This is a genomic window from Kaistia defluvii (genome assembly GCF_026343955.1).
In the GTDB taxonomy this organism is placed as follows: domain Bacteria; phylum Pseudomonadota; class Alphaproteobacteria; order Rhizobiales; family Kaistiaceae; genus Kaistia; species Kaistia defluvii.
Genome location: NZ_JAPKNI010000001.1, coordinates 727,219 through 746,949, shown reverse-complemented (window position 1 = coordinate 746,949; position 19,731 = coordinate 727,219). Strand labels below are relative to the sequence as shown.

The following is a 19,731-nucleotide window of genomic DNA, read 5'->3' as shown; positions in this document are numbered from 1 at the left end:
CACAATCGAGGCCGGCTGTTGCCAGAATGGACACAGCCGGCCATTCTCATTTCTCCCCCTTGGGAGAGGACGGGCGCAGTCCCGGCCGCACCCCATTCCGAACTGGACACAATTTACTTGGCCAAGAAGCCAGATACTCCCCCCAAAGCCGCCAAGGTCCGGACGCCCGGCGCGAGATCCGCGACGCGTTCCGCAGCCTTTGCCAAGGCCTCCGGCAAGCCGGTCGCCCCCGTCGCCCCGCCTGCCAACGGCATGCCGTCGCGCGAAGCGATCCTCGCCTTCATCGCCGAGCATCCCGGCAAGGCGACCAAGCGCGAGATCTCGAAGCATTTCGGCATTTCCGGCGGCGCCCGCATCGCGCTGAAGCGCACGCTCAAGGAATTGAGCGAAGACGGGCTCGTCGAGAAGAACCGCAAGAAGCTGTCGCGTCCGGGCGATATTCCGCCCGTGACCGTGCTGCTGATCACCGAGCGCGACGAGCATGGCGAATTCGTCGCCCAGCCCGCGCTCTGGGACACCGACCATGGCGCCGCGCCGCGCATCCTGATCCGTCTCAATCGCGGCAAGCCGCTGGTTCCGGCCCCCGGCATCGGCGACCGCGTGCTGTCGCATGTCGACGCCGCCGACCTGGAAGAGACGGGCTTCGCCCATACCGGCCGCATCATCAAGGTGCTGGAGAAGCGGGCCGCCTCGATCCTCGGCGTCATCCGCATCACGCCCGGCGGCGCCCGCGTGCTGCCGGTCGATCGCAAGCAGAAGGAAGCCGAAGTCGAGCCCGACGACCTGAACGGCGCCAAGAATGGCGATCTCGTTTCGGTCGAGGCCAAGCGCATGTCGCGCTTCGGCCTGCCGCGCGTGCGCGTGGTCGAGATCATCGGCGACATGTCGAGCGAGAAGGCGGTCTCGATGATCGCCATCCATGCGCACGACATTCCCTACATCTTCCCGCCGCAGGTTCTGGAAGACGCGGAGAAGGCCAAGCCGGCGAAGATCGCCGGCGGCCGCGAGGACTGGCGGCAGGTGCCGCTCGTCACCATCGATCCGGCCGACGCCAAGGACCATGACGACGCCGTCTATGCCGAGCCGGACACCGACCCGGAGAATCCCGGCGGCTTCCTCGTCACCGTCGCCATCGCCGATGTCGCCTGGTATGTGCGCCCGAATTCGGCGCTCGACCGCGAGGCGCTGAAGCGCGGCAATTCGGTCTATTTCCCCGACCGCGTCGTTCCGATGCTGCCCGAGCGCATCTCGAACGATCTCTGCTCGCTGCGCGAGGGCGAGGATCGCCCGGCGCTGGCCGTGAAGATGCAGTTCACCGCCGAGGGCAAGAAGAAGTTCCACTGGTTCCACCGCATCATGATGCGGTCGGCGGCCAAGCTTTCCTACCAGCAGGCGCAGGCCGCGATCGACGGCCGGCCGGATGACAAGACCGGGCCGCTGCTCGGGCCGATCCTGAAGCCGCTCTGGGCGGCCTATGCCGTGATGAAGCGCGGCCGGGACAATCGCGAGCCGCTCGATCTCGACCTGCCCGAGCGCAAGGTGATCGTCGGTCCCGATGGCTCGATCGACAAGATCGTCATTCCCGAACGCCTCGACGCGCACAAGCTGATCGAGGAGTTCATGATCCAGGCGAATGTCGCGGCGGCGGAAACGCTGGAGCGCAAGGGGTCGCCGCTGGTCTATCGCGTGCACGACCAGCCTTCGCTGGCGAAGCTCGAATCGCTGCGCGAGTTCCTCGCCACGATCGAGATGAACCTGCCGAAGAGCGGCAATCTGCGCCCGAGCAACTTCAACACCATCCTCGGACGGGTGAAGGATAGCGAGCACGCCGCCCTCGTCAACGAGGTGGTGCTGCGGTCGCAGAGCCAGGCGATCTACAGCCCCGACAATATCGGCCATTTCGGCCTCAACCTGCGCCGCTACGCGCATTTCACCTCGCCGATCCGCCGCTATGCCGATCTGATCGTGCATCGCGCGCTGGTGCGTTCGCTCGAAATGGGCGAGGGCGGTCTGCCGGACGGCATGGACAAGGACCTGCCGGCGATCGCCGAGGAGATCTCGACGGCCGAGCGCCGGGCCATGGCGGCCGAGCGCGAGACTATCGACCGTCTCGTCGCGCATTGGCTGGCCGATCGCATCGGCGCCCAGTTCCATGGCCGCATCGCCGGCGTTACCCGCGCCGGCCTGTTCGTCAAGCTGGACGAGACCGGAGCCGACGGCTTCGTGCCGATCGGCTCCATTGGTTCGGACTTCTACCAGTTCGACGAGGCGCGCCAGGCCGTGATCGGCTCGCGCAATGGCGAGATGTTCCGCCTGGGCGACAGCGTCGACGTCAAGCTGGTCGAAGTCGCGCCGGTCGCCGGCGCGCTGCGCTTCGAGCTGATGTCCGATGGCAAGCTGCTTCCCAAGGGCGAACGCAAGGTTGTGGAGCGCGAGTTCCGCGGCCGCGGCGGGCGTCCTGCCGGAGCGGCGTTCAAGGGCCGGCCGGGGGGCAAGCGGCGCTAGAAAAATCTCAAATCCTTGAGGCAAGACACCGGCGCCTTTTGCCCCTATTAACCTTGGCGGGCCATAAGGGGCGCGGGCCGAGGACGGGGCAGGGGACGCATGGTTTCGCCGGATTATGAGACGCACGAAGTCAACAACCAGGTCGCGTTTCGCGTCGGCGCGAACCTCTATGCGTCCGACCCGGTGCTGGCCGCGCTGGTCGAGGGCCTGCCACGGCCGGTGGTCGAGGGGCTTGCAACCCATGGTCAGCAATGGGGATCGGCCGAGATGGCCGATCTCGCGCGGCTGGCCAACGCCGTGCCGCCTGTCCTCAAGACGCATGACGCGGCCGGGCGCCGCGCCGATACGGTCGAGTTCCATCCGGCCTACCATGCCCTGATGCGGCGCAGCGTGGCCGCCGGCCTGCAGGCGTCGATCTGGGACGCCAGCGGCGACGAGGCCAGCGTCCGCGCGGTCGCCCGCGCCGCCCGCATCTACATGACCGCGCAGGTCGAGGCAGGCCATGTCGGCGCCATGTCGCTGACCAGCGCCAGCGTCGCCGCGCTGGCACACGCGCCGAACCTCGCCGAAACCTGGCTGCCGATGATCCGTTCGCGGCGCTATGATTCGCGCGTCATCCCCCCGGCGCAGAAGGCGGGTGCGCTGTTCGCCTTCGCCACGACCGAGAAGCAGGGCGGCTCGGACCTTCGCTCCAATTCGACGCGGGCCGAGGCCTCGGGCGATGGCAGTTACCGGCTCGTCGGCCACAAATGGTACGTCTCGGCGCCGATGAGCGACGCGCTGCTGGTGCTGGCGCAGACGCTGGAAGGGCTCTCCTTCTTCCTGGTGCCGCGCTTCATGCCTGACGGCAAGCGCAACCCGATCCGCCTGGCGCGCCTCAAGGACAAGCTCGGCACCCGCTCCAACGCGGTCGCCGAGGTCGAATTCCCCGGCACGACCGGCTTCCTCGTCGGCGAGGCCGGGCGCGGCGTCTCGACCATCAACGAGACGGTGACGCTGACCCGCGTCGACAGCGCCATCACCTCGGCCGGGATCTCCCGCGCGGCGCTGGCGGAGGCCGTGCATTATGCGCGCCACCGCAAGGCCTTCGGCGCTCCGCTGCTCGACCAGCCGCTGATGACCCGCGTGCTCGCCGACATGGCGCTCGACGTCACGGCGTCGGCGGCGCTCGCCTTCCGCCTCGCGGAAGCCGTCGACCGCTCGCATGACGATCCGCTCGAGGCCGCCTTCGCGCGGCTGATGACGCCGGTGGTGAAATACTGGATCACCAAGGTGACGCCGTCGGTGGTCGCCGAGGCGATCGAATGCACCGGCGGCAACGGCTTCGTCGAGGAGAGCCATCTCGCGCGGCTCTATCGCGATGCCTTGGCGCCGGCGCTGGCCGATGGTCCCGGCAACGTGCTCTGCCTCGACGTGCTGCGGATCCTGCGCCGCTCGTCGGATTCGCTCGAAGCGGTGCTCCGGGTGATCGAGGACGGGCTCGGCCAGGCCGCCCGCTCGACGCTCAACGTGCTGCGCGCCGCCACCGCCGTGGCGCTGGCCGACGAGGGATCGGCCCGCATCCTGGTCGAACAGCTGGCCATGACGGTGGCCGCCGCCGCGATGCGCCGCCGCTTCCCGGCCGTGATTGCCGACGCGTTCCTGGAATCGCGCCTCGGCAAGCCGTGGCGTTCGACCTATGGCATGCTCGACGCCCGCTTCGATGCGCGCGCCTTCGTCGACTACATCTGCCCGAAGGGCTGATCGTCCTCGAGATCGCGCGCGTCCTGGATGTCGCGCGTGATCTTCTGCATGCGGTCGAGCGCGCCCTGCAGGATGAAGGCGGCCGCCATCTTGTCGACCAGCTCGCCGCGCCGCTTGCGGCTGGTATCGGCCTCGAGCAGCGTCCGCGTCACCGCCACGGTAGACAGCCGTTCGTCCCAGAACGACACCGAGATATCGATCTTCGGCAGCAGATTGCGCACGAAGGCGCGCGTCGCCTGGGCGCGCGGGCCTTCCGAGCCGTCCATGTTGAGCGGCAGGCCGATGATGATGCCCGCCACCTGACGCTGGCCGATGACCTTGGTCAGCGCCTCGACGTCCTGGGTGAACTTCACGCGGTTGATCAGGACCAGCGGCGAGGCGATGCGGCGGCCGAGATCCGAGATCGCGACGCCGATCGTCTTGGTGCCGAGATCGAGGCCGATCACGGCGGCGGCGGGCGGCAGCGCCTGCTGCAGTTCCGCGAAGTCCAGGATGGTGCCGGTCATGCCCGCCCTCAAATGTAGACGACGGCGACGAAGCCGAGGATGACAAGGATGGTGCCGGCGATCATCACCTTCGAGAAATGGCGATCGATGATGGCGCGCGCCTGCGGACCGAAGGCGTAGAACAGGCCCGCCACCAGGAAGAAGCGCAGGCCGCGCGTGATGATGCAGGCGATGATGAAGGTGGCGAGGTTCAGATGCGCCACGCCCGACGCGATCGTCACCAGCTTGAACGGGATCGGCGTCAGCCCCTTGGCGACGATGATCCAGCCGCCCCATTCGTCGAAGCGCAGCTGGAAGGTATGGAAGGCTTCCTGCAGATTGTAGAAGACGATGACCGGCTGGCCGATCGCCTCGTAGAGTCCGGCGCCGATGGCATAGCCGGCAAGGCCGCCCAAAACCGAGAAGACCGTGCAGACCAGGGCCGCGATCCAGGCGCGCTCGCGCCGCGCCAGCACGATGGCGGCGAGGATCGGATCGGGCGGAATCGGGAAGAACGACGCTTCGGCGAAGGACACCACGGCCAGCAGCCAGAGCGCATGCGGCCCGGCCGAGACTTCCATGCATCGGTCGAAGAGCCGCTTCATCAGCCCTGGGCGGGCGGCCTTCGGCGCGGTTGCTTCCATGTCCGTCACGTTCCCTCCGGTCGGTTCACCCGCCCTTATCACGGATCATGCCGCGCGCGGCAAGCAAGCCCGCCGGGGCGCGGCAAGATTGCGCGCCCGCGGGGGTGTTTAATCGGCCCGCCGCCGCCATATTGGAGCTGAAATTCGACAGAAGGATGAATCTCTCCATGCAGCTTACCTGGCTCGGCCATTCGGCCTTTCGCGTCGAGATCGACGGCGCCGTCATCCTGATCGACCCGTTCTTCACCGGCAATCCAAGCTTTCCCGGTAACGACCAGGCCTGGACGCGCGGCGTCACGCATATCCTGCTGACGCATGGCCATGGCGATCACCTCGGCGACACGGTCGCGATCGCGGCGAAGACCGGCGCCAGGGTGGTGGCGGATGCGGATCTCGCCAGCTATCTCGCCCATAAGGGCGTCGCCAAGGTCGACCCGATGAACACGGGCGGGACCACCGACCAGGGCGCGTTCCGCGTCTCGATGACGGTGGCGCACCATTCCTCGGCCACGCTGGACGAGAACGGCGTCTCGCATTCGCTTGGCCATCCGCATGGCCTTGTCATCGCCGCCCCCGGCGAGAAGACGCTCTACCTCGCCGGCGATACCGACATCTTTTCCGACATGGCGCTGATCGACGAGATCTACCAGCCGAAGATCGGCATCCTGCCGATCGGCGACCGCTTCACCATGGGCGGCAAGGTGGCGGCGCTTGCCGCGCGGCGCTTCTTCCATTTCGACACGGTGATCCCCTGCCACTACGCGACCTTCGGCCTGCTCGACCAGACGGCGGACAAATTCGTTGAGGCGATGCAGGGCGCCGACACCAAGGTTGCGGTCCCGGCGATCGGCGAAATGCTGACGCTCTGAGGCGCGCGCGCCCCACACTCGCCGTCATCCCGGGCGAAGACCCGGGATCCATCCAGCCGGGTTGGGTGCAAGCCTTCCGCAATTCCGGCTGCATGGATCCTCGCTTCCGCGAGGATGACGGCGGAGGGTGGCCCACGTGGAGCAGGGTCTTTCTTGAGTCGAAAGGCGAACGGGTTGCGCCCGGCCAACCGACCGGCGGCCTGGGCAAAAAAAAGCCAAAAGAAAAGGCCGGCGTTGCCGCCGGCCTTTTGGTGCATTTGAAGGTCAACCGGTGGCCCGGTTGCCCGATCTACTGGCGATATTGCTGAATCCGCGTCGTCCGCAGCCCGGCGAGGCCGTGCTGGTCGATCGATTGCTGCCAGGAGATGAATTCCTCGACGGTCAACGTATAACGCTGACACGCCTCTTCAAGGCTGAGCAGGCCCCCCCGCACCGCCGCGACAACTTCTGCCTTACGGCGGATAACCCAACGTTTCGTGTCCCGCGGCGGCAAATCGGCAATCGTAAGCGGACTACCGTCCGGTCCGATGACATATTTGACGCGCGGACGCATTTGATCGGTCATTCTACTCTCACATACTCAACCTGACCTTGTCGAAGGGGAGACTACGACGTCGGCTTTAAAAATTGACTAAGCCCCCGGCAACACTTCGGTAAGGTTTGCAGCCGCCCGCAGCCCCGAAATCTGCGCTTTCGGTCTGGCCGCTGCCGGCTGTGCCGGCAGGATGTCGCGTCGGAAACCGGGCCCCATTCCAGGTTGTGGCGCCGCTTGCGCCTTGAAGATGACGCGATCGCCGCTATAGTCCCGCGCTTAACGCGGCTCTGCCGCCTCCTGCGTTTCTGCCGCTGTTCGAAACCTGTTTCGCGCAGCATTCCGGCAAGGCATTCCACCATGCTCAACAGTCTCGATCTTCCCGGCCGACCCGAGGACACGCGCATCGTCGTCGCCATGTCCGGCGGCGTTGATTCCTCGGTTGTCGCGGGACTGCTGAAACGCGAAGGCTACGACGTCGTCGGAATGACGCTGCAGCTTTACGATCATGGCGAGGCGACGCACCGCAAAGGCGCCTGCTGCGCCGGCCAGGATATCCATGACGCGCGCCGCGTCGCGGAAAGGCTCGATATTCCGCACTATGTGCTCGACTATGAGGAGCGCTTCCGCAAGTCGGTCATCGACCGTTTCGCCGAGAGCTACATCGCCGGCGAGACACCGATCCCCTGCGTCTCCTGCAACCAGACGGTCAAGTTCTCCGACCTCCTGACCACGGCGCGCGAGCTGGGGGCGGCCGCGCTCGCCACCGGCCACTACGTCCAGAGCCGGCTGCAGCCGAACGGCCATCGCGGCATGTTCCGCCCCGCCGACCTCGACCGCGACCAGAGCTATTTCCTGTTCGCCACCACGCCCGAGCAGCTCGATTTCATCCGCTTCCCGCTCGGCCATCTGACCAAGCCGGAGACGCGCGCCATCGCCCGCGAGCTCGGCCTGGAGATCGCCGACAAGCATGACAGCCAGGACATCTGCTTCGTGCCGAACGGAAAATATTCCGACGTCATCGAGCGGCTGAAGCCGGGCGCGGCCGAGGGCGGCGAGGTCGTGCATATCGACGGCCGCGTGCTCGGCCGGCACGAGGGCATCATCCATTACACGGTCGGCCAGCGCCGCGGCCTCGGCATCGCCTCGGCCGATCCGCTCTACGTCATCCATCTCGACGCGCGGCGCAGCCGGGTCATCGTCGGCCCGCGCGAGGCGCTCGCCGCCCGCCGGCTGGTGCTGCGCAACGTCAACTGGCTGGGCGATGCGCCGCTGGAGGCGATCGGCGCCGACGGGATGGAGATCTATGCCCGCGTCCGCTCAACGCGCGCGCCGCAGCGGGCGCAGATCGTGCAGAGGGATGGCGAGACACAGGTCTCGCTGTTCGATGGCGAGACGGGTGTCGCGCCGGGCCAGGCCTGCGTATTCTATGCCGGCCAGGGGGAAGGGGCTCGCGTCCTTGGCGGTGGCTGGATCAGCCGGGCCGAGCGCGACGCCGAGGCAGAACAGGCGCTTCGTCGCCTGATCGTGACGGATACCGTCGCCGCAGCTTGAGGGAGAGTGATGCCGGAATTCTTGGAAGACGTCGCGCGCAAGTGGAAATCCTTTGCCGGCAAGCGCCGGTCGGCAAACCGCATCGACGAGAACGCCGTCCGCAATACCTATGCCCGCTGGGCGCCGGTCTATGACCGGGTATTTGGCTATGTGTTCGAATCCGGCCGGCGCGCCGCCGTCAGCTTCGTCAACGAGCTTTCGCCCGGCCGCATCCTCGAATGCGGCGTCGGCACGGGAATTTCGCTGCCGCATTACCGCGCCGAACACCGCATCACCGGCATCGACCTGTCGCCGGAAATGCTGGAGATCGCGCGCGAGCGCGTCACGGCGGGCCAACTCGATCATGTCGAGGCGCTGGAAGTCGCCGATGCCGGCGACCTGCAGATGGCGGATGCCAGCTTCGACACGTCGGTGGCCATGTTCGTGCTGACCGTGGTGCCGGATCCGCGCGCCGTGATGGGCGAACTCGCCCGCGTCACCAAGCCCGGCGGCGCTGTCGTGCTGGTCAGCCATTTTCCCGAGCAGAAGGGCTGGCGCGGCTGGCTCGGCGAGAAGCTGGCGCCGCTGTCGGCCTCGCTCGGCTGGCACATGGATTTCGATATCAGCCGGATTCTCGGTCGCTCGGATCTGCGCCTTGTCGACCGTCGCCGCGTCGGTCCGATCGGGTTTTTCACACTGCTGGTATTTGAGCGTGTGTGAAGCGCGGTCGATGCTTGACAGCCCTCGGCCCGGCTCCCTATAAGCGGGCCATTCCAGCCGGCGCGGCAAGCGCCGGTCCTGGGGCGGAGTAGCTCAGCTGGTTAGAGCAGCGGAATCATAATCCGCGTGTCGGGGGTTCAAGTCCCTCCTCCGCTACCATCATTTCCTCAATGACTTCATAGACCTGTGAAATATCCTCCCTCTGGGGGGCATTTCCCGTCGCGTCCGTGTTGCAGCCAGATACGCTGGATTCCAGCGGCTTCACCGAGGCACGGCGAATGCACGCGACATGAAACGCGAGATGGGATTTCGTGCCAGAGAGTTGGTGCTGGACTTCCCTTGCGTAAAGGCGGCTTATGCGGGCATGACTCAGTCGGCCTCGCCTCCTGCACGAATTGTCGAAGGCGCCGATACTGAAGCTTTGCTCAGCGAGGGAGCCGCCGCTCTCCGTCGATCAGCCATCGTTCTGCAGCAGATAAACGCCATGTTGGCTCGAGCCCAGATCAGTTAGTTGCGGCCCTTGGTCCGTTCGATGGGGGATTGGCATGACCTACTACTATGTGACGACCTATCTTCCCAAGGGGCTTGGCGCTTCTCCTGCCGTTTCCTATGAACCTGTCAGTGCCGCGTCGGGCCAGGCAGCCATCGCACAATTCACCAAGCGGGCTTTGCATATCCATGCGGTTGGGCCGGTGGCTGCGACCGTGGCGCGCCCTGGCGAATATCCGGTCGCGTTCTATTTCGAGCCGCGCCAGACCCCACCCATCAAAGTGCCCATCCCGATCCATTTTCGGCGCGGCCGCTCGTTCGAATTTCGCGCCCGCATGCGCGCTGCCCAAGAAGATGTGGCTTAGGCGCACTTCCATCTCGATGGACGCCCCTCCCGATCTCGGACGCGCTCGGCGCGCATAGGGGCACACGCTCCGCCACTTCGATCCGCGTCGCCTGCTTGTGCATCATTCGCTCGACGTCCGCAGGAAAATTGGGAGGGAGATTTGTCCCTTCCTATTCCCGCTCGCGCCGGAGCATCTCACGATCTTCTTGGACGGGCTCGACCACCCATTGCCGGCCAGGACGCCGAACTCGTCATCGCGTCGCAGTCCAGCAGGCGGGAGACTGTGGTGCCGCCCAAAGGGCTGGCGGCGCGCCGCAATCCGCTACGACAAACTCGCCGGAACGTCCCACGCCGCCACTGTCATGGCTGCCGTCCCTCATCCAGGGGGGGCGGTTGAGGCCGACCCTAGTCGTCTACATAGGGCATCGCGGCGAGTATTCCCAAAGCTGCCGAGTCCAGTACCGGCATGCCCAAGTGTTTCCCAAGCCGGGCCGATAGTCCGTGACCGGCCAGGTTGGTGCTCCAGATCAGCACCGCATCGAGATCGGCGACGGTCGAGAGGCGGATGACCTGTGCTTCAATCTGCTCGGGCGTGACGCTGGCCGCCTCGAAATTGTCGGTGATGCCGAAATTATGCCCCGCCACGATCTCTATGCCCTCCTGCGCGAAGGTCTGCTTCAGGCGTGCGCCGTCCGGATCGTCGCCTTGCGCGACAAGTCCGATCCGCCGCAGATTCCGGCGGCGCAGCAGGTCGACGGTGGCCAGAGCGGTTGTCGCGCAGGGGATACCGGTCTCGCCTTCGATCGTTTCGCAAAGCTGGCGATCGGGCGTGAAGCCGATCAGGGCACCGCGCGTCGCATTCCAGAGAATGACCGCGGGGTGCGCCTGCGCGAGCAAGGATGCCGCCTGCCGGAACGAGGCCATGTCATAGCCATCCGGGGGATGGCCCGCATAGGGAACGCGGGCGAAGCAGGCATCGATGCCCGGCCGATCGTCGAGGATGGAGCGCGCCACCCGTTCGACGACGCGATTGGACGACGGCACGATAATTCCTATCGCGTGGGGCGTATCCGGGTGAATCGAGCTCACTGTTCGCGCACCACAAGCGTGCGCTCCTGCGACCAGCGCGCCGTCCAGACCTCACCCGGCTCGGGCTTGGTCGTTCCGGCCTGTTCGATGGGAACGGAGACGACGATTTCCGTTCCTTCACCAATCTCCATCCAGACCGAGATGATCTGCCCTTTGAACAGGCTGCGCCGGATCGTGCCGGTGAGGGTGTTGGCCGCGGCCGGGGCCACTCCCGGCGTGAGCTTCACGCTTTCGGGACGAATGGCGACCGCGACGCGATCCTGCGCCGTAAAATCATTGGCAACGGTGCTTTCGAACACCAGCCCCTGCGCGTTTCTCAGAACCGTTCGCCCGCCGGTCCTTTCGACGATGCCGGCCGGCAGGAAGTTGGACGTGCCGATGAAGTCAGCGACGAAATGCGAGACCGGCCGCTCATAGATGGCGCGAGCGGCGGCGACCTGCTCGATGCACCCGCCGCGCATCACCGCGATCTGGTCGGCGAGGACAAGCGCCTCTTCCTGGTCGTGGGTGACGAGGATTGTGGTCAGTCCGAGCTCGTTGCAGAGCTGGCGCAGCTCGATCTGCATCTCTTCGCGAAGCTTCTTGTCGAGCGCCCCGAACGGCTCGTCGAGCAGCAACACGCGCGGGCGGTAGACGATGGCGCGCGCCATCGCCACGCGCTGTTGCTGGCCGCCGGAAAGCGCCGCCGGCATCCGGTCCCCGAAGCCCGTCAGGCGCACGAGGTCCAGCGCCTGGAGAGCCAGTCTTGCGGTCTCTGCCCGGGATACGCCACGCATGGTGAGGCCGAAGGCGACGTTTTCCAGAACCGTGAGATGGGGAAACAGCGCATAGTTCTGGAACAGCATGCCGAGGTTTCGCCGGTGCACCGGCAGGCCGGTGACCGATGCGCCGTCGATCGTGATCTCGCCGGCCGACGGTTGCACCAGCCCCGCGATCATCCGCAACGTCGTCGTCTTGCCGCAGCCCGAGGGACCGAGCAAAGCGAGAATCTCGCCGCCAGACGCCCTCAGATTCACGTCGCTCACCACCTGGGCATCGCCATAGCTTCGGCAGATGCCGGTGAGGCGGACCTCGGCCCCCTGAGATGTCGCCATCTGGTACTCCCCTGCTGGTCCCGCAATGTCAGACGGCGAAGATGCCATTCATCTTCTCGGTCCAGCCCGAGCGCTTGGCGTTGATGTATTCCCAGTCCGGCGTGAACAGACCGCGCTTGTCCATCTCCTCGACCGGGTAGGCGATGTACTTCAGCGTTTCCGCCGAGAATTCGATGCCCGAAACCGGCGGTGCGGTCAGCGCGTATTCGGAGAACGCTTTCTGCACGGCGGGCTCGATCATGCGATTCATGAAGGCGACGGCGAGATCCTTGTTCGGCGCGCCCTTGACCAGCACCTGGCAGTTGTTGCCGGCGAAGCTGCCCTCGCTCGGGAAGCTCATCGTCACCGGCGCGCCCTTGGCGGTGTAGGGGTAGATGTATTTGGACAGCTCCAGCAGACCGATCTCGGCCTGGCCCTGCGCCACCTCGGCGGCGGCCTGCGGGCCGTTGTCGAACAGGTTCATGATGTTGGGCTTCAGCGCCGCGACCTTGTCGAAGCTGTCGTCGACGAGATACTGCGCTTCGGCAAATGGCTTGCCCGACTTCACGGCGGCCGCCACGATCAGGAAGAATACGGACGGCGTATTCTTGGGGCTGACGAGCTTCAGTTTGCCGGCATATTCCGGCTTCCACAGATCGGCATAGCTGCCGGGCGGCGTGATCGAGGTGTTGTGGAACATGCTGGCCACCGAGATGGCGAGCGCGGTGCCCCAGCCATCGAAGCCGAAGCGCGGATAGAGATTGGCGAGCGCGGGCATGTCGGCGCTCGGCAGTTGATCGATCAGGCCTTCGGTCTTGCAGATCGGGATCGCCACGTCGTCGATGAACATGACCGAGAACTTCGGGTTGGCCTTGGTCGCCCGCATCTTGCCGACATTGGCGAGGGTGAAACCCTCTTCCGCCGTGACCTTGCAGCCGAAATCCTTCTCGAAGGCCGGGATGATGTTCTTCTTGACGAACTCGCCCTGCGAGCCGCCCCAGATGCCGATCTGGATCTCCTTGCCCTGCGCCCAGCCATTGCGGGTGAAGCCCATGGGAGCGGCGAGGGTGGTGGCTCCCAGGGCGAGTTTGCCGAATGTACGTCGCGAAAGAGTGGTCATGCGAGGTCCCCTGTTCTGGTTATGCGTATAGGCAGGCGTCAGCTCGCAAGCCGGGCCAGGCTGAGTCCGAAGACTTTTTCAATGACGAGCACGAGAAGCAGCGCGAAGAAGATCATCAGCGAGGCGATGGCCGCGATGGATGGATCGAACGAGCGCTCGATGACGGTGTAGAGGTAGAGCGGCACCGGGAAGTGGTTGCCGTCGGCCAGCCACATCGAGATCGGGTAGTCGTCGAACGAGACGATGAAGCTGAAGATGCCGCCCGCCAGGATGCCGGGGCGTACCTGCGGCCAGATTACCCGGGTCGCCACGATGTGAGGGGGCGCGCCGAGCACCGAGGCGGCGTCCTCCAGGTTGCGGTTGACCAGCAGCAGGCTCGCCGACACGGAGCGGATCACATAGGGCAGGCATACCACCGTGTGTCCGATGACGAGTTGCAGCAGCGTGGCGCGCGAGCCCAGCATTGCGAAGAGCTGGAGTAGCGCGACGCCGGTGACGATCAGCGGCACGATCAGCGGCGACAGGATGAGGCCGAGGATTGCGTCCTGCCCGGGTAGCTTGAAGCGGGTGAGCCCGGCCGCGCAGGGGACACCGAGGAGGAGCGACACGCCTGTGACGATGGCGGCAAGTTCGAGTGAGAACAGGAAGCTGGCGCGTGCCTCCGGGTTCGCCAGCACCGCGCCATACCATTTCAGCGTGAAGCCCTGCGGCGGGAACACGATGAAGGGCGTGTCGGAGATCGACATCAGCAGGGGCACGACAAGCGGCGCCACCACGATCAGCAGGATGATGCCGACGACGACCTTGAGAAGCGGACTGACGGTCTCGTTCATCGCGCGGACTCCTTCACCGTGCGCCGGCCGTCCAGCGCGCGAAGCGCCGGCTGACGAGCTTGAGGAAGATGAGGTTGGAGGCGAGCACCATGGCGATCAGCAGGGTCGAGATCGCCGCGCCGAAGGGCCAGTCGTTGAGGGTCAGGATCTGCTGTTCGATCAGCGTGCCGAGCAGGGGCGAGAAATTGCCGCCCAGTATCTGCGGCGTGACATAGGCCGCCGCGCTGAGCGAGAAAACCAGCGACACGCCCACCGCAAGGCCGGGCAGGCTGAGTGGGAAGATCACGCGCAGGAACACCGAGAACCGCGTCGCGCCGGCGACCCGTGCCGCCTCTTCCACGGTTCGATCGATCCGGCCTATGGCGCCCGCGAGTGGCATCACCACGAAGGGCAGATAGACGTGGACGCAGGCGATCAGCACCGCCCATTCGGTATAGAGCAGCACCGGCGGATTGCTGACGCCGAGCAGCTTCAGAACCCAGGCGAGCGCGCCGGTCTTGTTAAGGATGGTCTGCCAGCCATAGGAGCGCACCACCACATTGACCAGCAGCGGCGCGAGAATGGTGATCGTCACCAGGCGAGCGAGCGTGGGGCCGCCGCGGGCGATGGTGATGGCCAGCGGGTAGGCGAACAGAGCGGCGAACAGGCTGGTCATCAGCGCGATACGGATGGTGCGCATCAGGATGCGGAAATACAGATCCGAGGAGAACAGCCGGATGTAGTTTTCCAGCGTGAAGCCCTCGACCATCACGCCGTCGACGCTATGCGCGGTGAGGCTGAGATAGACCATCGTCAGCACCGGCCAGAGGAACCACGCGGCCAGGAACAGGACGGTCGGCGCCACCAGCAGGTATCCGGTATAGCGACCGGAGAGCAGGCTCCATGCCTTGCCGGCAAGGCGCGAGATCCAGCCTTCCGGGATCTCGCGCGCCGCGCGGAGGTCCGGGGAAGAAGAGGCGGTCACGTCGATGATGTCGGCCCGGCTCATCGGCTGTTCCTGTGGCTGCCCGGATCCTGGTTCCGGCGCTGCGATCTCAACTGTATTCGCAGGGTCAGCCACAAACGCGTTGCCGTCCAGCGCAGATTGAGCAACAGTCCGTTCGAATTATTAGGATGGTACCGATGGCCCGCGCTTCCCTTGTCCCGGCTTCGCTTCGCTATCTCGATCAGGTGGCACGATCGGGCTCGATCCAGAAGGCAGCCAAGGAACTCAACGTCGCCGCCTCGGCCATAGACCGGCAGATCCTGCTGCTTGAGCAGGAACTCGACGTCGAACTGTTCGAGCGATTGCCAAGGGGCATGCGCCCGACGGCGGCTGGCGACGCCCTGGTGACGCTGTCCCGGCGCTGGCGCAGCGACGAGCGGCGCGTCGCCAACGAGATCAAGCAGTTGCAAGGGGTCGATCAGGGGCACGTCCGGCTCGTCGCCATGGACAGCCACGCCAATGGTTTCCTGCCGCGCTTCATCCAGCGCCTCGCGGCGGAGCAGCCCCGCATTTCGCTGGAGGTCGAGGTCGCAAGTCCGGACGACGCGCTGTCGGCCTTGCTGGCGGGCAGCGCCGACATCGCGGCGATCTTCAATCTCACGCCGCGCCGTGACCTTCACGTGCACTGGAGCGCGGACCTGCCGTTCGGCTGCGTCGTGGCGCCGGATCATGCGCTGGCGAAAAGCCGGTCGGTCAGCCTGCAGGAGGTGGTGGCTCACCCCATCGCGCTGCAGAGCAAGGCCCTGATGATCCGCCGCTATCTCGATGCGCGCTATGGCTGGCTGTTTGCTGACCCGCACAAGGCGCTGGTCACCAACTCATTGCAATTGGTCAAGCAGCTCGCCCGCGGCGGCAGCTATGTCGCCTTCACCTCGGAACTCGACGCTGCGCCCGAAATCATGGCCGGGTCGCTTATCTTCCTGCCGGTTCGGGACAAGGGAGCTGAGCCGCAAACGGTCTCCGTCGCCATTGATGCGAAAAAGCCGCTCTCCCGCATTGGGCGGATCGTCGTCGACATGCTGACGGAAGAGATCAGGTCGTCACTCGAATGTGCCCGCGCGGCAGGTCGTCGTGCCGAAGTCGACTGAGCCCCGCTGATCTTGTCACGGCCAATCAACGGCTGGCGGAACCATCCCAGCAGCGCCCTGGAACGCGGATCGTGGTGCCCCGGCAGCAGCGGCCTCCTGCCGGTTTTGTGGACACCGAGACAAGGTGTTCAACGGGACTGGAGACCAGGCCAGCTATCCGATTGGGCGGTTGGCTGCCGGTCCGATATGTCGCGCGCGCCCGATTCCGACTTGCAACGGCAAGGCGGGGCGAGTGGATGGCCCGTTCATCCCTGCCGGCCGTCGCCAGATACGCCGCGATATCCGTGAGTATTCACGCGGCTTTCACGATCCGGAAGCCGTCGATTTCCTCGACGATAGGCAGGCCGGCCCACCGCTCCGTGTCGTGCAGGATGATCAGGCGGCTCAGATCGCCGCCGATTTCCGTATGGATCCTGTCGATCGTCTTCAACTGGTCCCAGGTGCTGCCGACGGCGTTGGCCAGCGGCACATAGACGCCGCTGGCAACGCCGCCATGCTTGTGGCCGCAGATATTGGCGCTGGTGTAGATGCAGTCGCCGGCGACGACCAGTCGGCCGCGCGCCGTCTCCAGAATGATGAACTGCTGGCCGATCGTATGGCCGGGGCCGGTCCGCACATGCAGGCCGGGGAGAAGATTGTCGCGGTCGCCATCCAGCAGGTCGAGCCGGTGCTCGATCGAGGCGTCAAAGGCCCTGCGCATGTCGTCCGGGTTTATGATCGCCGTCAGCGCGCCGAAACGCGGCGGCAGCGCGAGCAGTTCGACCCAGCTCAGGATCTCCTGCTTCTGCACGTGGATCATGGCGTTCGGAAACTTGCCGATCGAGCCCATATGGTCGAAATGTGCGTGGCTGAGGACGATGTCGGTGACGTCGCCCGGCTCGACGCCGAGCCGCTTCAGCAATGCGAGCGGCGAGATCCAGTCGGGGATGCCGAACTTCTCGCTGAACTCGGCCCCGCTGCCTTCGCGCATGAACCCGGTGTCGATCAGGACGACCCGCTCGTCCCGTCGTGCGAGGAGGAAGGAGAAGGGCAGGTCGACGACGCCCTGATCATGCGCGTCCAGGATCAGGCCTGCGACGAGTTGGTCCTTTGAGCGGGCGAATTCGAGAATATGGACTTCCCAGAGCGCTTCTGTGCCGGTCATCGGGGATTCCTCAGCTTTCCGAAATCATGCGGCCAAGGCTGGCCAGGCCCACGGCCACGATCAGGATCGCGCCCTGGAAGATGTATTGCGAGAAGGTCGGGGCGCCGAAGATGTTCAGGCCGTTGAAGCCGAACGCGATGATGAGGACGCCGACAAACGTGCCGAGCACATGGAATTCGCCGTCGCGCAGGGTCGCCGAGCCCAGGAAGACTGCGGCGAAGGCGGTGAGCAGATAGCTGTCGGCAGCGCTTGTCGTGCCGCTGCCGAGGCGCGAGGCGAGCAGGATGCCGGTCAGCGCCGCGCACATGCCCGAGACGACGAAGCCGAGGATCTTGATCCGGTCGACATTGATGCCGGCGAGGCGGGCCGCGGCCGGATTGCCGCCGACCGCCTGGATCTCCTGGCCGAGAGCGGTGCGTTCGACGAGGATCCACAGGCCGCCGAGCACGACCGCCATGATGATGATGTTGTTCGGGATACCGAAAAGCCAGCGTCCGAGCGAAAGCTGCAGGAACGCTTCCGGCACGCCGGCGACGATGGGCACGCCGGCCGAATAGGCGAAGGCGAGGCCGGTCAGGATCGTGCCGACGCCCAGCGTCGCGATCACCGAATTGACCTTCGCCTTGGTCACGATGATGCCGTTGACGAGGCCGATCAGCGCGCCGAGCGCGATCACGATCACGATGGCCAGGGGAATCGGCAGCTTGTTGGCGACGATCAGGCCGGTGACGAGCACGCCGTGCAGGCTCGCCGCGAAACCGATCGAAAGATCGAGTTCGCCGACGATGACCGCGAGCGTCAGGCCGCCGGCGATGATCATGGCAAGCGATGCCTGATTGAGGACGTTGGTGAAATTGTTCAGCGTCGGGAACGCTCGCGGCGACAGGAAGGCAAAGACGGCGATCATCAGCAGCAGGCCGATGATGGTCGCGTAGCGGGCGAAAAAGCCGAGCGCCGCCTTCGATGACGGCGAAAGGCGCCGTCCGCCGCTCATCACCATGCTCATATCGTATTCTCCCTGGACGGCGGTTCGCCGACAAAATAGCTCGCTTCGACAATGGCGTTGCGCGTGATGTCCGCGCCTTCGAGTGCCCTGACGATGCGACCTTCCACCATGATCAGGACGCGGTCGCAGAGGTCGGGAAGCTCGTCCGGCTCGGACGAAATCACGATGACCGCCATACCCCTGGCGGCCAGTTCCCGCACCAGGCGATGGATTTCGCCCCGCGCGCCGATATCGACGCCGCGCGTCGGCTCGTCGAGGATCAGCACCTTCGGCGCCCGCAACAGCCAGCGGCCGATCACCACCTTCTGCTGATTGCCGCCCGAGAGGCGTCCGACCGGGGTGTCGATGCTCGGCGTCTTGACCGCGAGGTCGCGCACGATCTCAAGCGAAAGCGCCTCGCGCTTGCGCCGGTCGATAAGCGGCAGGACCGGGCTGCGGACGATATTCGCCAGATTGGCGATCTGCAGATTGAACGCGACGCTCTTGGTGAGCAGCAGGCCTTCGGAGCGGCGCTCTTCCGGCACGAGGCCAAGCCCCGCTTTGACGGCCTCGGTCGGGTTGCTCGGCGAGAAGGAAGCTCCGTCCAGCGTCATCACGCCGGAATCCGCCCGGTCAGCGCCATAGATCAGGCGCGCCAGTTCGGTTCGTCCGGCACCGACGAGCCCGCCAATGCCGAGCACTTCGCCCTGGCGGAGCTCGAAGCTCACGCCGTTGACTTTTGGCGCACGGGTGAGGGCGTCTACGGTAAGGGTGATCTTCCGTCCGGCGACCGGATGGCGTTGCGTCGCCGCCAGAGGCGCGACCGCGCTGCCGACAATGGCTTCGATCAGGGCGGGGCGGGTGATCGCCGCGCCTTCGAGGCAGCCGACGGATCTGCCGTCGCGAAACACGCTGACCCGGCTGCAAAGCCGCATGATCTCGTCAAGCCGGTGGGAAACATAGAGAACCGCGACGCCGGATGCAGACAGGTCTTCCACGATCGCGAACAGTTTCTCGGCCTCGGCTGCCGAGAGCGAGGCGGTCGGCTCGTCCATCACGATCAGCCGCGCATTGCGCACGAGGGCCCGACAGATATTGATCAGCCAGTTTTCGGCGGTCGAGAGGCCCTTCACGCTGGCAGAGAGCGGCGCCTTAATGCCGACGCGCTCGGCAATCGGCGCAACCTCGCGCGCGGCCGCCTGCCAGTCGACCATGCCGAACCGCGTCTTCTTCGGAACGCCGAGCAGGATGTTCTGCAGGACGGTCATGCCCGGAATGAAGGCGAGTTCCTGATGGATGAAGCTCATGCCAAGGTCGGTTGCGTGGTGCGGCGTCGGCAGCGATGTCGGTGCGCCGTCGACCAGAATCCGGCCTGCGTCCGGCTGGACGAGGCCGGCCAGTATCTTGATCAGGGTCGACTTGCCGGCGCCGTTGGCCCCCACGAGGCCATGCACCTCGCCGGGGGCAATCATCAGCGATACGTCGGTCAGCGCCTGCACGCCGCCATAGGCCTTGGCGATGCTTTCGGCCGCGACGAAAGGCGTCATC

The 19,731-nt window shown here is 65.7% G+C and carries 18 protein-coding genes and 1 tRNA gene; 8 read left to right on the top strand and 11 right to left on the bottom strand.

The features are described 5' to 3' along the window. Window positions 1-117 precede the first annotated feature (117 nt). A complete protein-coding gene (gene rnr, locus OSH10_RS03415) occupies window positions 118-2,505 on the top strand; it encodes a ribonuclease R (RefSeq protein WP_266330135.1) in 2,388 nt (795 codons plus the stop codon). A 99-nt stretch (window positions 2,506-2,604) separates the two neighbouring features. Next, window positions 2,605-4,248, top strand: coding sequence for an acyl-CoA dehydrogenase family protein (locus OSH10_RS03410; RefSeq protein ID WP_266330134.1), 1,644 nt, complete (start codon window positions 2,605-2,607; stop codon window positions 4,246-4,248). Here OSH10_RS03410 and ruvX read toward each other — a convergent pair. After that, window positions 4,227-4,754 (bottom strand): Holliday junction resolvase RuvX, encoded by a 528-nt coding sequence (ruvX, locus tag OSH10_RS03405; RefSeq protein WP_266330132.1) that lies wholly within the window; start codon window positions 4,752-4,754, stop codon window positions 4,227-4,229. The two genes, OSH10_RS03410 and ruvX, sit on opposite strands and share 22 nt — an antisense overlap. An 8-nt stretch (window positions 4,755-4,762) precedes the next feature. After that, entirely contained in the window at window positions 4,763-5,377 is a 615-nt protein-coding gene (locus OSH10_RS03400; protein WP_266330384.1) for a YqaA family protein, read from the bottom strand. A 167-nt stretch (window positions 5,378-5,544) separates the two neighbouring features. On the opposite strand from OSH10_RS03400, the gene OSH10_RS03395 reads away from it, so the two are divergent. Next, window positions 5,545-6,246 (top strand): metal-dependent hydrolase, encoded by a 702-nt coding sequence (locus OSH10_RS03395; RefSeq protein WP_266330131.1) that lies wholly within the window; start codon window positions 5,545-5,547, stop codon window positions 6,244-6,246. A 289-nt stretch (window positions 6,247-6,535) separates the two neighbouring features. Here the strand turns inward: OSH10_RS03395 and sciP are convergent, their stop codons facing one another. Continuing rightward, a complete protein-coding gene (gene sciP / locus OSH10_RS03390) occupies window positions 6,536-6,811 on the bottom strand; it encodes a CtrA inhibitor SciP (RefSeq protein ID WP_026303994.1) in 276 nt (91 codons plus the stop codon). 327 nt (window positions 6,812-7,138) lie between these two features. On the opposite strand from sciP, the gene mnmA reads away from it, so the two are divergent. The 4 genes from mnmA to OSH10_RS03370 all read left to right on the top strand — a co-directional run bounded on the left by mnmA (window position 7,139) and on the right by OSH10_RS03370 (window position 9,885). Continuing rightward, entirely contained in the window at window positions 7,139-8,332 is a 1,194-nt protein-coding gene (mnmA, locus tag OSH10_RS03385) for a tRNA 2-thiouridine(34) synthase MnmA (protein ID WP_266330130.1), read from the top strand. A gap of 9 nt (window positions 8,333-8,341) precedes the next feature. Next, window positions 8,342-9,031: a class I SAM-dependent methyltransferase gene (locus tag OSH10_RS03380; RefSeq protein ID WP_266330129.1), complete on the top strand. Its 690-nt coding sequence runs from the start codon at window positions 8,342-8,344 to the stop codon at window positions 9,029-9,031. 82 nt (window positions 9,032-9,113) lie between these two features. Then, window positions 9,114-9,190 (top strand) — tRNA-Met (locus OSH10_RS03375). Between the two features lie 386 nt (window positions 9,191-9,576). After that, entirely contained in the window at window positions 9,577-9,885 is a 309-nt protein-coding gene (locus OSH10_RS03370; protein ID WP_266330128.1) for a hypothetical protein, read from the top strand. A gap of 386 nt (window positions 9,886-10,271) precedes the next feature. Here OSH10_RS03370 and OSH10_RS03365 read toward each other — a convergent pair whose 3' ends face one another. The 5 genes from OSH10_RS03365 to OSH10_RS03345 form a co-directional block, all read right to left on the bottom strand. Then, window positions 10,272-10,790 (bottom strand): aspartate racemase/maleate isomerase family protein, encoded by a 519-nt coding sequence (locus OSH10_RS03365; protein WP_266330127.1) that lies wholly within the window; start codon window positions 10,788-10,790, stop codon window positions 10,272-10,274. A 161-nt stretch (window positions 10,791-10,951) separates the two neighbouring features. Beyond that, window positions 10,952-12,049 carry an ABC transporter ATP-binding protein gene (locus OSH10_RS03360; RefSeq protein WP_266330126.1) on the bottom strand — a complete coding sequence of 366 codons (1,098 nt, stop codon included), beginning with the start codon at window positions 12,047-12,049 and terminating at the stop codon, window positions 10,952-10,954. Window positions 12,050-12,077: 28 nt separating this feature from the next. Then, on the bottom strand, window positions 12,078-13,148 hold the full coding sequence (locus tag OSH10_RS03355; protein ID WP_266330125.1) for an extracellular solute-binding protein: 1,071 nt from the start codon (window positions 13,146-13,148) through the stop codon (window positions 12,078-12,080). 38 nt (window positions 13,149-13,186) lie between these two features. Further along, entirely contained in the window at window positions 13,187-13,981 is a 795-nt protein-coding gene (locus tag OSH10_RS03350; RefSeq protein ID WP_266330124.1) for an ABC transporter permease, read from the bottom strand. A gap of 13 nt (window positions 13,982-13,994) precedes the next feature. Next, window positions 13,995-14,969: an ABC transporter permease gene (locus tag OSH10_RS03345; protein ID WP_266330122.1), complete on the bottom strand. Its 975-nt coding sequence runs from the start codon at window positions 14,967-14,969 to the stop codon at window positions 13,995-13,997. A gap of 11 nt (window positions 14,970-14,980) precedes the next feature. Between OSH10_RS03345 and OSH10_RS03340 the strand changes: the two genes are divergently transcribed. Then, window positions 14,981-16,054 (top strand): LysR family transcriptional regulator, encoded by a 1,074-nt coding sequence (locus OSH10_RS03340; protein WP_266330121.1) that lies wholly within the window; start codon window positions 14,981-14,983, stop codon window positions 16,052-16,054. A 292-nt stretch (window positions 16,055-16,346) separates the two neighbouring features. Here the strand turns inward: OSH10_RS03340 and OSH10_RS03335 are convergent, their stop codons facing one another. Genes OSH10_RS03335 through OSH10_RS03325 form a run of 3 tightly spaced genes read right to left on the bottom strand, consistent with a single transcriptional unit; the run spans window position 16,347 to window position 19,730 of the window. Further along, a complete protein-coding gene (locus OSH10_RS03335) occupies window positions 16,347-17,198 on the bottom strand; it encodes an N-acyl homoserine lactonase family protein (protein WP_266330120.1) in 852 nt (283 codons plus the stop codon). Between the two features lie 10 nt (window positions 17,199-17,208). Then, the gene (locus OSH10_RS03330; protein WP_266330119.1) at window positions 17,209-18,204 is read right to left on the bottom strand and encodes an ABC transporter permease; all 996 of its coding nucleotides are present in this window, start codon (window positions 18,202-18,204) and stop codon (window positions 17,209-17,211) included. Continuing rightward, window positions 18,201-19,730 (bottom strand): sugar ABC transporter ATP-binding protein, encoded by a 1,530-nt coding sequence (locus OSH10_RS03325; protein ID WP_266330118.1) that lies wholly within the window; start codon window positions 19,728-19,730, stop codon window positions 18,201-18,203. The genes OSH10_RS03330 and OSH10_RS03325 overlap by 4 nt, the downstream gene beginning before the upstream one ends. Between the last annotated feature and the right edge of the window lies 1 nt (window position 19,731).